Source organism: Salinicola acroporae (assembly GCF_003206615.1).
Lineage (GTDB): Bacteria > Pseudomonadota > Gammaproteobacteria > Pseudomonadales > Halomonadaceae > Salinicola > Salinicola acroporae.
The window spans coordinates 82,535-96,006 of the sequence record NZ_PZJW01000012.1; the positions used below are offsets into that span (position 1 = coordinate 82,535).

11 protein-coding genes are annotated in these 13,472 nt (G+C 64.4%); 7 read left to right on the forward strand and 4 right to left on the reverse strand.

Annotated features, from left to right (window positions below):
- Positions 1-4 precede the first annotated feature (4 nt).
- The 3 genes from DOM54_RS16960 to lptF all read right to left on the reverse strand — a co-directional run bounded on the left by DOM54_RS16960 (position 5) and on the right by lptF (position 2,745).
- Positions 5-208, reverse strand: a complete 204-nt coding sequence (locus tag DOM54_RS16960; RefSeq protein WP_110598537.1) for a (2Fe-2S)-binding protein — start codon at positions 206-208, stop codon at positions 5-7.
- A gap of 393 nt (positions 209-601) precedes the next feature.
- On the reverse strand, positions 602-1,666 hold the full coding sequence (gene lptG, locus DOM54_RS16965; RefSeq protein WP_110717469.1) for an LPS export ABC transporter permease LptG: 1,065 nt from the start codon (positions 1,664-1,666) through the stop codon (positions 602-604).
- Positions 1,666-2,745: an LPS export ABC transporter permease LptF gene (gene lptF / locus DOM54_RS16970; RefSeq protein WP_110717470.1), complete on the reverse strand. Its 1,080-nt coding sequence runs from the start codon at positions 2,743-2,745 to the stop codon at positions 1,666-1,668. The genes lptG and lptF overlap by 1 nt, the downstream gene beginning before the upstream one ends.
- 355 nt (positions 2,746-3,100) lie before the next feature.
- On the opposite strand from lptF, the gene DOM54_RS16975 reads away from it, so the two are divergent.
- From DOM54_RS16975 to DOM54_RS16995, 5 genes are all read left to right on the forward strand, one after another.
- Positions 3,101-4,618, forward strand: coding sequence for a leucyl aminopeptidase (locus DOM54_RS16975; protein WP_110717471.1), 1,518 nt, complete (start codon positions 3,101-3,103; stop codon positions 4,616-4,618).
- Between the two features lie 85 nt (positions 4,619-4,703).
- Positions 4,704-4,988 carry a YciI family protein gene (locus DOM54_RS16980; protein ID WP_110717472.1) on the forward strand — a complete coding sequence of 95 codons (285 nt, stop codon included), beginning with the start codon at positions 4,704-4,706 and terminating at the stop codon, positions 4,986-4,988.
- A gap of 150 nt (positions 4,989-5,138) precedes the next feature.
- On the forward strand, positions 5,139-6,239 hold the full coding sequence (locus tag DOM54_RS16985; RefSeq protein WP_110717473.1) for a branched-chain amino acid aminotransferase: 1,101 nt from the start codon (positions 5,139-5,141) through the stop codon (positions 6,237-6,239).
- A 128-nt stretch (positions 6,240-6,367) separates the two neighbouring features.
- Positions 6,368-7,108, forward strand: coding sequence for an SDR family oxidoreductase (locus DOM54_RS16990; RefSeq protein ID WP_110717474.1), 741 nt, complete (start codon positions 6,368-6,370; stop codon positions 7,106-7,108).
- 243 nt (positions 7,109-7,351) lie between these two features.
- A complete protein-coding gene (locus DOM54_RS16995) occupies positions 7,352-7,783 on the forward strand; it encodes a DNA polymerase III subunit chi (protein WP_110717475.1) in 432 nt (143 codons plus the stop codon).
- A 38-nt stretch (positions 7,784-7,821) separates the two neighbouring features.
- Here the strand turns inward: DOM54_RS16995 and DOM54_RS17000 are convergent, their stop codons facing one another.
- Positions 7,822-9,459 (reverse strand): methyl-accepting chemotaxis protein, encoded by a 1,638-nt coding sequence (locus DOM54_RS17000; protein WP_110717476.1) that lies wholly within the window; start codon positions 9,457-9,459, stop codon positions 7,822-7,824.
- Positions 9,460-9,730: 271 nt separating this feature from the next.
- Here DOM54_RS17000 and DOM54_RS17005 point away from each other — a divergent pair, with 271 nt between their 5' ends.
- Positions 9,731-12,586 carry a valine--tRNA ligase gene (locus DOM54_RS17005; protein WP_110717477.1) on the forward strand — a complete coding sequence of 952 codons (2,856 nt, stop codon included), beginning with the start codon at positions 9,731-9,733 and terminating at the stop codon, positions 12,584-12,586.
- A gap of 168 nt (positions 12,587-12,754) precedes the next feature.
- Positions 12,755-13,468 (forward strand): phosphatase PAP2 family protein, encoded by a 714-nt coding sequence (locus tag DOM54_RS17010; protein WP_162619904.1) that lies wholly within the window; start codon positions 12,755-12,757, stop codon positions 13,466-13,468.
- Positions 13,469-13,472 lie beyond the last annotated feature (4 nt).

Consider the following 13,472-nt stretch of genomic DNA (forward strand, 5'->3'; position numbering starts at 1 on the left):
GCGCTCAGACCGCGTAGGCGAGGTCGGGGTCCATTGCCATTTCCTGGCTGATTGCCTCGCGCATCACGCTCTTGCCGGTGCAGGCGCACTTGCCGCATTGGCCGGCACAACCGGTGCTCTCGCGAACTTCACGCCAGCTGCGAGCGCCGTCCGCAACGGCATTTTCGATATCGCGGTCAGTGACCCCTACACAGAGACAGACGTACACGGGCAAACCTCACTGGTAACGTGATAGCAAATGTAAATGATTCGCATAGGCAATTTCAACCCGCAATCGAAATCATCTCGCCAGACATTACTCGAGGCTGACTTAACGCAACCTGATGCCACCGTCGACGCTCGCCACCTCCCCGTCCCCGGATACCTCGCCGCTGCCGAACGTCACCTCCCGACGCAAGAACGCCGCGCCTTGTGGGGCGCGGCGCACTGATAATCCGCTCTGCTTTCGATGTCTGTCAGGAGCCGTTCACGAGCAGGCGAGCGAGGGCCAACACGTGAGAGAACGACCGGGCTTGCGCACGCGTTCACCTCGGGTCAACGAGAATACCGAACCTGTTCCCACCCGTGGCTGGTCAGCGCTCGGCCGGGCATGAACGGGTTCTCAGCCGGTACGACGCAACAGCCAGAAGCCCAGCAGGTAGCAGGCCGCCGTCGGCACCACCACCGCCAGCGATGGCGAAAAGCCGAACAGCACCGACGCCGGCGCCAGCAGGTCCTGCAGGTACTTGAAGGTCAGGCCGACGATCACGCCATAGAAGATACGCGTCCCCGCGGCAACGCTGCGCAGCGGACCAAATACGAACGAGGCCGCCAGCAGTACCAGGCCGGCCAGCGTCACCGGCAGCAGGCTCTTCTGCCAGAAGTAGAGCACTGGCTGCGTGGCTTCCTGCCCCTGCGCTCGCAGATAGTCGGCATAGCGCCAGAGGCTGGCGATGGGCTGGCTGTCCAGGGGGCGCAGCAAGCGGTTCAACTGGGCCGGCGTCAGCGCCGTGTCCCAGCTCTCGCTGGGCAGGGTCTCGGCACGCGTTGCACCCTCTTCGAAATGGGTGATCCTGACGTCTTCCAGCGTCCAGGCGCCGCCATCCCATACCGCTCGCGCCGCCTGGGTAGCATCGACCAGGCGCTGGCCTTCGAAGTGGTACCAGGTGACGTTGATCAGGGTATCGTCGGCGCGGATGGTGCCGAAGCGGTAGAAATCATCGCCCTCCCGCTGCCAGCCACCGCGATGCGACAGCACGGCCTCCGAGCCCTCGGACTGCTCCAGCCGCCACGCCTCGGCATGCTGCTCCGTCGCCGGGCTGACGAACTCGCCTATCGCCATGGTCAGCAGGATCACCAGCACCAGCGGCTTGAGCACGCCCAGCAGGATTCGCCCCAGTGAACGGCCCGAGGCACGCATCACCGTCAGCTCGTTGTTGGACGCCATGCCACCGAGACCGACCAGCGCACCGATCAGCACCGCAACGGGAGCGTATTCGTAGAAGCGCCAGGGCAGCCGCATGACCAGGTAGATCAACACATCCAGCGCGGTGTACCCCCCCGAGACGTCTCCCAGGTCGTTGATGTAGGAGATCACCAGGTCCAGGCCCAGCACCATGACCTGAACCACCAGCATCGCGCCGAGCACGTTGCGGGCGATGTAACGGTCGAGACGATCGATCAACATCAGCGGCCCCCCCGTGCCTGGTCACGACGAATCAGGAAAACGCCCAGCATCAGGTAGACCAGGTGGATCGGCCACATACCGATACTGGCCGGCAAGCTTCCTCGTGCGATCGCGTCCTGCGCCGCCAGCAGCAGGCTGAGGTAGCTGATGTGCAGGAAGATCGCCGGCAGCAGCTTGGCGAAGCGCCCCTGGCGGGGATTGACCCGCGACAGCGGCAGCGCCAGCAGGGTCAGGATGGGAATCATCAGCGGCATGGAGATACGCCACTGCAGTTGCGCCATGGACTCGTCGTCGCCGTCGGCGATCAGTGCCGGCGTGCTCATCAACTCGCTGTCGACATCGACCTCTCCGGTATCGTCGGTCGCCAGGCGAACGCCGTAGCTGCCGAATTCCAGCCTTTCCGCGACTGGGCTGCCGGGTTCGACGCTGTAGCGCTGGCCATTCTCGAGGACCAGGTAGCGGCTGCCGGTATCCGGATCGGTGGTCTGGTAGCCACCCTCGGCCCGCGTCACTACCTGTTGCGGCGAACCGTTGCCGCCGGTCTGGCGCTCGCTGATGAAGACATTCCGCATGCGCGACCGGTCATCGTTGAGAGACTGGGTGTAGGCGGTGCGGTCGTTGCCGAAATCCTGGAACCGACCCGGCGTCAGCAGCGAGAAGTCGAGCTGACTCTGCTGCTCGTCGATCAGGCGCTCGTTGTAGGCGGCGCCCGCCGGCGTCAGCCACAGGCTGCAAAGACCGACCAGCACCGCGATCAGGGCCGCCGGCAGCAGGGTGACCTGCAACAGCCGATTGGGACTGATGCCGCAGGCGACCAGCACGGTGATTTCGCTGTTCAGGTAGAGCTGGCCGTAGGCGAGCAGAATCGCGAGGAAGAACGACAGCGGCAGCACCAGCTCGAGGAAGCTGGGCATATGGAACAGCATCAGCGTGCCCAGCGCGCTGAGCGGCAGTTCGCCCTGGGCCGCGTCGGTGAAATAGCGAATGAAGCGACTGCCCATGATCACCAGCAACAGCACGCCGGCCACCGCCGACATGGTCAGCAGAATCTCGCGTGTCAAATAACGGGATACAATCAACTTCGACTCCTGATTTGGCTTCCTGCCGCAGCTCGACCCTGCACTCGGGCTGGACGATCCTGGCCATCGGACTTGCTGCCGGGAAAACGGTCACTGCTTGTCACCACGTCCCGAGGATACGAATCACCGACACGTCTTGTGCAACGCGCTTGGGCTTTGCGTAAACTGGCCCATCGATGGGCCATTCATCGGCGGCGATGGTTTGGCTGCTCGAGAACGTTTGCGATAGCGTTCCCGACGCACTGTCATTGCCGCGCACCTTTATCCGGCGCCATTATCCTGAATCACCGCTCGCTTGTCTCGTTGCCGACAGGCATGTGACGTGAAGCCAGCGCAATCGTTCATTGGAGACGACATGGAATTTTCCGTACTGACCGTCAATCCGGCCAAGGTCGAGACAGCCTGCCTCGTGGTGCCGCTATTTCAGGACGGCGAACTGCTGTCTGCCGCGGCCAAGCTGGATGACGCCAGCGAGCGCTTGATCGCACAGCTCGTCGAGCGCGGCGATTTCACCCCGGAGCTGGCCAATGTCCAGTTGATTCCATTCGCGCCGGGTCTGGCCGCCGAGCGCTTGCTGCTGGTCGGCCTGGGCAAGCGCGACGCTTTCAATGAAGGCGCCTTGCGCAAGGCGCTGGATGGCGCCTTCACCACGCTCGCCAAACTGCCGGTGGATAGCGCCGCGGTGGCCTTCACCGATGCCGAGGTCGAGGATCGCGATGCCGCCTGGAACGCGCAGATGACGCTGGAAGCCGCCACTCGCGCCGTCTACCGCTTCACCGAGTGCAAGTCCACCCAGCCGACACTGCCGCAGTTGCGCACGATCGAACTGCTGGTCTCGGAGGCCAATCAGGCCGATGGCGCCAAGGCCGGCGCCCGCATCGGCGCGGCCCTGGGCGATGGCGTCAACCTCGCTCGCACGCTGGGCAATCTGCCCGGCAATATCTGCACCCCGAGCTATCTCGCCAGTCAGGCCGAGACCCTGGCGGGAGAATCCGCCGGTTCGCTGACGGTGGAGATTCTCGACGAAGCCGAACTGGAAGCGCTGGGCGCCCACTCGCTGCTGGCGGTCGGTCGCGGCAGCGCGGAACCCTCGAAGCTGATCGTGATGAAGTACCAGGGCGCCGAGGACTCCGAGGAGTCGCCCCACGTTCTGGTCGGCAAGGGCATCACCTTCGATACCGGCGGCATCTCGCTCAAGCCCGGCGCCGGCATGGATGAGATGAAGTTCGACATGTGCGGTGCCGCCAGCGTGTTCGGCGCCATGAAGAGCGTGATCGCGCTGAAGCCGAAGCTCAACGTGGTGGCGATCGTCGCCAGCGCCGAGAACATGCCGGACGGCCGCGCGATCAAGCCCGGCGATATCGTCACCACGCTCAAGGGGCTGACCGTCGAGATTCTCAATACCGATGCCGAAGGCCGGCTGGTGCTGTGCGATGCCCTGACCTATGCCGAGCGTTTCACGCCGGCCAGCGTGGTCGACATCGCCACGCTCACCGGTGCCTGCGTCATTGCCCTGGGCGATCACGCCAGTGGCCTGTTCTCCAACGATGACGATCTCGCGCTGGACCTGCTCGAAGCCGGCGAGGCTTCCTGGGATCGGGCCTGGCACATGCCGCTGTGGGACGACTATCAGCAGCAGCTCGAGTCCAACTTCGCCGACCTCGCCAATATCGGCGGGCGTCCGGCCGGCAGCATCACCGCCGCCTGCTTCCTGTCACGTTTCGCCGACAGCTACCCGTGGGCGCATCTCGACATTGCAGGCACCGCCTGGGACAGCGGCAAGCAGAAAGGCGCCACCGGCCGGCCCGTGGGTCTGCTGACCCGCTACCTGCTGGATCGCGAGAGCGAGCGGGTGGTAACGCAGGAGGCGTAATGCCGAATCACGAACCGGGCTGCTCACGCCCGGTTCGTCGTTCAAAGCATCACCGATACTCCCCTCTCAACAAGGAAAATCCGACGTGTTCATCGTTTCGCTCTCCTACAAGGTGTCGATCGACCAGGTCGAGGCGCATCTCGAAGGCCACATCGCTTGGCTGAAAAGCGCCTATCAACGCGAGATACTGCTGGCATCGGGGCGCAAGGTGCCACGTACCGGCGGCGTTCTGCTCGCTCGCGGGGATCGTGCCGCGCTCGAGGCATGTCTGGCCGAGGATCCGTTCAAAGTCCACGATCTTGCCGAGTACGAGATCGTCGAGTTCGAGCCTTCCCTCACGGCGCCAGGCCTGGAAGGGCTGCTGGAATAAGCCGCTATCCGCCACTACCCACACCAACGCTTTGCATGCTAATTTGGATGGTCCGCTGCCTGGGGTCCCGGGCAGTTCCCAACCGAGGTCGTCGACCGCCTGCCGCCCCACTCGCGGGTCAGGCATCATGGACTGTCAGGAGAAGTCGCAGTGTCCACTTCAGGTTTCGAAGCCCGCCTTTCTTCCAACCCTCTCGATGCCATGCTGCGCAACGAGATTCTTGCCAACCCGGGCTTCGGCCGCTACTTCACCGATCATATGGTACATGTACGCTGGACCAAGTCGGACGGTTGGCAACGTGGCGAGATTCGCCCCTACGGACCGCTGCTGATCGACCCGGCCTCGCCGGTGCTGCACTACGGCCAGGAGATCTTCGAGGGCATCAAGGCCTACCGCCATGCCGACGGCTCGGTCTGGACCTTCCGCCCGGAGAAGAACGCGGCGCGCTTCCGCGCTTCCGCCCGCCGCCTGGCTCTGCCGCAACTCGACGACGAGACGTTCCTCGGATCGCTCAGAGCGCTGGTCGCCCAGGATGCCGACTGGGTGCCGACCCCGCGGAACGACACCGAGGAGTGCAGCCTCTACCTGCGTCCGTTCATGATCGGCAACGGCAAGTCGCTCGGCGTGAAGCCGGCCGCCGAGGTCGACTACTACCTGATCGCCTCGCCCGCCGCGTCCTATTTCAAGGGCGGCGGCAAGCCGGTCTCGATCTGGCTCTCCCAGCACTACAATCGCGCCGCGCCCGGCGGTACCGGCGCCGCCAAGTGCGGGGGCAACTACGCGGCCTCCCTGCTGGCCCAGGCCGAGGCCGAATCCCACGGCTGCGACCAGGTCGCGTTTCTCGACGCGGCGGAGAACAAGTGGATCGAGGAGCTGGGTGGCATGAACCTGTTCTTCGTCTACCGCGATGGCCGTCTGGTGACGCCCGCGCTGACCGGCACGATCCTGGAAGGCGTCACCCGCGACTCGATCCTGGAGCTGGCCCGCGACGAAGGCCTCACGCCGGAGGAGCGCCCGATCAGCATCGACGAGTGGCGTGAAGGGGTCGCGAGCGGCGACATCGTCGAAGTGTTCGCCTGCGGCACCGCCGCCGTGATCACCCAGATCGGCCAGTTGCTGACCGAGGAAGACCGGATCGTGACGCCGCCCACCGATGGGGAGCCGGTCAGCGCGAAGCTGCGCAAGCGCCTGCTCGACATCCAGTACGGTCGCAGCGAGGACACCCGCGGCTGGCTGATGCAATTGGCCTGATGCGAGTGGCCCGATTTCGTCCTAAGCTGCTGTAAGCACTGGATCGCTCGCCGGTCCCGAAACGACCGCCCTCCGGCGGTCGCTTCGTCTGGAGAGCCTCGACGCCCATTGATGAAAAGGATGATGCAATGAAACCCGTGATGATCATCACCGGTGCCGGCCGCGGCATTGGCGCCGCTACTGCGATCATGGCCGCCCAGAAAGGCTACGCCGTGGCCGTGAACTATCGCAGCGACAAGGCTTCCGCCGACAAGGTGGTCGCCGAGATCGAATCCGATGGCGGCCGCGCCATCGCGGTTCAGGCCGATGTCGTCGACGAAGCCGCCATCGTCGCCATGTTCGAGACGGTCGATCGCGAGCTGGGCCGGGTCGACGTGCTGGTCAACAACGCCGGAGTGGTCGACCAGATCGGCCGTGTCGACGAGATGAGCTTCGAACGCGTCGACCGGATGATGAAGATCAACGTGGTCGGACCGTTCATCTGTGCGCGAGAGGCGATCAAGCGCATGTCCACCCGCCACGGCGGCAACGGCGGCGCCATCGTCAACGTCGGTTCCGCCGCCTCGCACCTCGGCGGTGCCGGCGAGTACGTCGACTACGCCGCTTCCAAGGGCGCCATCGACACCATGACCGAGGGCCTGGCCAAGGAGGTCGCCGGCGAGGGCATCCGCGTCAACACCGTGCGCCCCGGGGTGATCCGCACCACCATCCACGCCAGCGGCGGCAACCCGGACAAGCCCAATGTCGCCGGCTCGGTGATTCCGATGGGCCGTATCGGCGAGCCGGAAGAGATCGCCAACGCGGTACTATGGCTGGCCGAAGCCGGGTTCACGACCGGGGCGCTGGTCGACGTCGACGGCGGCGTTTAGGAGAGGTCGGGCCTGCGCGAGCGACTGGCGTTGTTGCACGCCGCGTGCGGGCCTCGCCGAACCCCCTGTCATGTCTCGTTCCTTACGCGTCGCGCGCCTAGCCATTCATCTCGCCCGGCGCCGATTCAGGTAACATTGGTAACTCGCAACCCGGGCTCTTAGCTCTTAGCCGGGATTGGCTTTCTTCCCGCTTCCAGGCGCGAAGCGCCGCTCTTACCGCTTAACGCTCCCCGAAGGGGATTTATGACCAAGGTCGATTTCTACATCCTGCCCGATACCACGCTGGAAGCCCGGCTGACCTTCGCCTGTCGACTGGCGGAGACGATCTATCGCAAGGGTTACCAGCTGCATATCCACACCCAGGACGAAGCCATGGCTCGCGAGCTCGACGAGCTGTTGTGGACGTTCCGCGAGGATAGCTACGTCCCGCATCGGGTCGCGGGAGACGAGATGGACCCTGCCCCACCGGTCACCATCGGCTGGGAAGCCGTGCCGGAACCGGGCGTGCAGGCGATGCTCAATCTGAACGACGAGATTCCCGAGTGGTTCTCGCGGCTGGAGCGCGTCGCCGAGATCATCAACCAGCACCAGGACGTGCTGCGCACCAAGCGCGCCTGCTGGAAGACCTACAAGGATCGGGGGTATCGGGTCGAGGCGCACAAGCTGGGGCAGTGAGCCCCAGCCTGGCGCCTGCCTCTCGATGAGGGCGTGATCTACAGCTTGAAGATCTGAATCGCCTCGCGCATTGCTACCGATCGCTCCCGCAGGACATCCGCCATGCTCGAGGTCTGCTCGACCAGCGCGGCGTTCTGCTGAGTGGTCTGGTCGAGCTGGGACACGGCGTCGTTGATCTGCTCGATACCACCGGTCTGTTCCAGTGCTGCATTGGCAATCTGGTCGAACAGCGTATCGATCTCGCGGATCTGGCCATCGATTTCCTGCATCTGCGCCTTGGCATCGTTGACTCGCGTCGCGCCGGTGGCCACCTGAGCATTGGAGGTCTCGATCAGCCGCTTGATGTCCTGTGCGGCCGTCGCCGAGCGGTTGGCCAACTGCCTCACCTCACCGGCCACGACCGCGAAGCCGCGTCCATGCTCACCGGCACGCGCCGCCTCGACCGACGCATTCAATGCCAGGATATTGGTCTGGAACGCGATGTTGTCGATCAACCCGATGATCTCGGTGATCTGATTGGCGCCATGGCGAATCTCCTGCATCGACTCCACCGCGCCGAGAATCGCCCGCTGGCCGGTCTGAGAGGTCTCTCCGGTCAGCTCCACCAGCGCACGGGCGCGCTTGGCGTTATCAGCGCTGTGACGGGTCGTCGCGGTCATCTCTTCCATGCTGGTCGAGGTCTGCTGGAGCGCCGCGGCCTGTTCCTCGGTGCGCGATGCCAACTCCTGATTGCCGGCCGCGATCTCCTCGGCGCCCTGGCCAACGTCCAGACTCGACGCCTGGATATTCCCCACGGCCGCCCGCAGGCGATCCCGCATGCGCTGGATATCGCCCAGCAGGCTGTGCGCGTACCGACGATCCAGCGCGATATCGACACCCAGATCGCCACCGGCGATACGTTCCACCACGCCGGCGGTGTAGGCCGGCTCGCCGCCGAGCCGGCGCAGTACCTGAGCGATCATGAACCAGAAAGCGATCGTCACCAGAGCACCGGCAATCAGGCTGACGAGTGCCGAACGCAGCAGTTGCGCCATGACATGAACGTCGACGTCGCCCATGAAGACACCACTGGCCGCGTAGACGCCCCAGGGTTTGAAAGCTTCCACGAACGAGTGAACGCGTGGCTGCGCCGATGAGCCACGGGCGAAGTTGGAGCGATAGTCGACAAAGCCCTGACCGTTGGCCCGCGCTGCCTGGATCATATCGACGAAGATCAGCTTGCCGGTGGGGTCCGTCGCCTTGGACACGTCCTGGCCCTGCTCACGCTTGGGATGGGCACGAATATGCAGATCCTTGCCGAAGACGTAGATGTAGTTGTTGCCGCCCTCGAAGCGAATCTCCCGAATGGCGTCGAACGCCTGCGCCTGCGCCTCGGCTTCACTGATTTCGCCGCGTTCGGCGCGCTGCCGGTAATGCGCCATCAATGACACCGACATCTCCACCGCGGTCATCATGCGCTTCTCACGCTCCTTGATCAGCGCACTACGCATCTGCAACGCATTGGTGACCAGCATCGCGATCAGGATCAGCCACAGCACGGCGATGCCGATCCATCGCTGCCGGCGCAGCGACACGCCCCTGCGCGCCGTGCCATCGGCCGGCAGTAAGACGTCACTCCTGCCCGCCTCTCCCTCGATGCCGCCCGCGGCAGCCTGATATTCCGTTGCCTGGTTCATGTGTTATCGAATGCTCCCTGTCATCTATCCAGCTATCACATACGACTAAAGTCGTATGCCGAAGCGGCTTTATCGCCCCGAGAGCAAGGAGATTGAGTTTTGTTGCTAAATAAAGCGGCTCCCTGACGCCACCCTTGCTCAAGCGTTATAATCCCCGCCATTTTCGCGACGCCACGCCTCGATCCCGCGTCCGGGATGCTGCAATCCCGGACCGAGACCCGAGGCGCGGCGCCTGCCATCGACACCGATTGCCGAGCCCGATATAGCCGCCATGGACAAGACCTACCAACCCGATCAGATCGAAACCCGCTGGTACGAGAGCTGGGAAGCCGACAACCGTTTCGCCCCGAGTGGTCAGGGCGAGCCGTTCTCGATCATGATCCCGCCGCCCAACGTGACCGGCAGCCTGCACATGGGCCACGCCTTCCAGGACACGATCATGGACACGCTGGTGCGCTGGAAGCGCATGCGCGGCAACAACACCCTGTGGCAGGTGGGAACGGATCACGCCGGCATCGCCACCCAGATGCTGGTAGAGCGCAAGCTGGCCGCGGAGACCGGCCAGTCGCGTCACGACCTGGGGCGCGAGGCGTTCATCGACAAGATCTGGGAATGGAAGGAAGAGTCCGGCGGCCATATCACCCGCCAGTTGCGCCGGATGGGCGCCAGCGTCGACTGGAGCCGCGAGCGCTTCACCATGGACGACGGCTTCTACCAGGCGGTGCAGGAGGTCTTCGTCAAGCTGTTCGACGAGGGCCTGATCTATCGCGGCAAGCGCCTGGTCAACTGGGACCCGACCCTGCATACCGCGATCTCCGACCTGGAGGTGGAAAACCGCGAGCAGCAGGGCCAGTTCTGGCACTTCCGCTATCCGCTGGCCGATGGCGTCACCACCGCCGACGGCAAGGACTACCTGGTCGTCGCCACCACCCGTCCGGAGACGCTGCTGGGCGATACCGGCGTGGCGGTCAATCCGGAAGACCCGCGCTATGCGTCGCTGATCGGCAAGTTCATCGAGCTGCCGCTGGTCGGCCGCCGGATTCCGGTGATCGCCGACGAGCATGCCGACATGGAGAAGGGCTCGGGTTGCGTCAAGATCACCCCGGCCCACGACTTCAACGACTACGAGGTCGGCAAGCGCCACGACCACGCCCTGATCAACGTATTCTCGCAGGATGCGACCATTCTCGAACGCGCCGAGGCGTTCGACCTGCAGGGACGCCCGCTGCCGGACGTCGACGTCACGCTGCCTGGCGCCTACGCGGGGCTGGATCGTTACGTGGCGCGGGAACGCATCGTCGCCGACATGGAAGCCGCCGGGCTGCTCGAGCAGATCGAGACGGTCACCAATACCCTGCCCTACGGAGACCGCTCCGGCGATGTCATCGAGCCGCTGCTGACGGACCAGTGGTTCGTCGCCGTCGAGAAGCTGGCCAAGCCGGCCATCGAAGCGGTGGAGAACGGCGACATCGAGTTCGTGCCCAAGAACTACGAGAACATGTACTTCGCCTGGATGCGCGACCTGCAGGACTGGTGTATCTCCCGCCAGCTGTGGTGGGGCCACCGCATTCCCGCCTGGTACGACGCCGAGGGTAATATCTTCGTCGCCCGAACCGAGCAGGAGGCCCGCGAGAAGTACGCCATCGCAGACGGGGTGACCCTGACCCAGGACGACGATGTCCTCGACACCTGGTTCAGCTCCGGGCTATGGACCTTCGGCACCCTGGGCTGGCCCGAGAAGACACCGGAGCTCGAGACCTTCCACTCCACCAGCGTGCTGGTGACCGGCTTCGACATCATCTTCTTCTGGGTCGCCCGGATGATCATGCTGACCGGCCACTTCACCGGCCAGGTGCCGTTCAAGACCGTCTATGTCCACGGCCTGGTGCGCGACAGCCAGGGCCAGAAGATGTCCAAGTCCAAGGGTAACGTGCTCGACCCCATCGATCTGATCGACGGCATCGACCTCGAGACCCTGGTGGCCAAGCGCACCGGCAACATGATGCAGCCGCAGAAGGCACGGGCGATCGAGAAGGCCACTCGTAGCGAGTTCCCCGACGGCATCGAGGCCCACGGCACCGATGCCCTGCGCTACACCTTCCTGTCGCTGGCCACCACCGGTCGCGACATCAAGTTCGACATGGGCCGCCTCGACGGCTACCGCAACTTCTGCAACAAGCTGTGGAACGCCTCCCGTTACGTGCTGATGAACGCCGAGGACCAGGATGTCGGCCTCGGCGGCGAGAGCGTGGCGCTGTCGCTGGCGGATCGCTGGATCATCTCCCGACTGCAGCAGACCGAAGCGCAGGTCACCCGGGCGCTGGAGGAGTATCGCTTCGACCACGCCTCCCAGGCGCTCTACGACTTCGTCTGGAACGAGTACTGCGACTGGTACCTGGAGCTCTCCAAGCCGGTACTGTGGGACGAGAACGCCTCGGCGGAGGCTAAGCGCGGCACCCGCCGCACCCTGGTACGCGTGCTCGAGGTGATTCTGCGCCTGGCGCACCCGATGATGCCGTTCATCAGCGAGGAGATCTGGCAGCGCGTGGCGCCCCTTGCGGGCACGGCCTCCGCCAAGGATGCGACGAGCCTGATGATCCAGCCGTGGCCGGAAGCGGATGACTCGCGCATCGACGAGCAATCCATTCGCGATATCGAATGGCTCAAGGGGGTGATCGTCGCGGTGCGCAACATCCGCGCCGAGATGAACATCGCCCCCGGCAAGCCGCTGGATGCGCTGCTGACCAAGGGCGTTGCCGGCGACCGCGAGCGCCTCGCCGCCAACCGGTTGTTCCTGGCCAAGCTGGCCAAGCTGGAAAGCGTGACCTGGCTCGACGACCCGGCCGAGGCGCCCCTGTCCGCCACCCAGTTGGTGGGCGACATGGAAGTGCTGGTACCGATGGCCGACCTGATCGACAAGGACGCCGAGATGCAACGGCTGGCCAAGGAGATCGACAAGCAGGACAAGCTGATCGTCGGCATCGAGAAGAAGCTCGGCAACGAGAGCTTCACTGCCAAGGCACCCGAGGCCGTGGTCGAGAAGGAGCGCGGCAAGCTCAAGGAGTACCTGGCGGCGCGCCAGCACCTGGTCGAGCAGCGCAACAAGATCGCCGAACTCGGCAACTAGGCGCTTCCCCCCCTCGCGCCAGTCGGACGCCGGCCCTGCCAAGGGCCGGCGTCTTTTCGTCCAGGCCAATGAAAAAAGCGGCGGCGGCGAATCGGGACCAGTTTAGAAACACTGTTCCTTATGCTGGGCTTAAATTATAATGGCGAAAAGTCACACCGAGCCTTCGTCATGAATATCCGCCGAATCCTCTTCTACAACCTGCTCGCCCTCGTGCTGGTCATCAGTTGGTGGCTCCCGACCGTGCTGTTCTGGACCCGGCTGGACGACGACGTGTTTTTCTTCTTCAACCAGTTCATCGGGCCCGTCTACCCCCACTGGACGGAGCTCCTGGCGGTACTCAACACCCGAGCGTTCGACAAGATCCTGTTCGGTATGCTGCTGGGGATCCTGTGCATGGCCATGCTTCGCGACCGTAACGGCGGGTGGCCGAAGTGGCTGGCCATTGGCCTGGTCATGTCCGCCGTTGCCGCGACGCTTGGTGCGCTGCTGCACGAGCATCTGCTGATGGTGCGCCCCAGCCCGACGTTGTGGCACGGCCAGGTCAACCTCCTGAGCGATTACACCTCGCTCCACGCCAAGGATTCGGCATCCGACAGCTTCCCGAGCGATCACGGGCTGATGGCGATGGTCTTCGCCAGCTTCATGCTGCGCTTCGCCGACCGGCTGACGGCAGCGCTGGCCGTCACCCTGACGGGCTTGGTCACGCTGCCGCGAATCATGGTCGGCGCGCACTGGGTCAGCGATGTCTATCTGGGGTCGCTGGCGATCGCCCTGGTGGTCCTGCCCTGGGTACTTTGCAACGCCTGGATCGTGCGGCTGATCAACGGCATGGCAGCGGCATTCGACACCCTCTATCGGCGCTTTCGCCCGAGCCACTTCTGAGGAA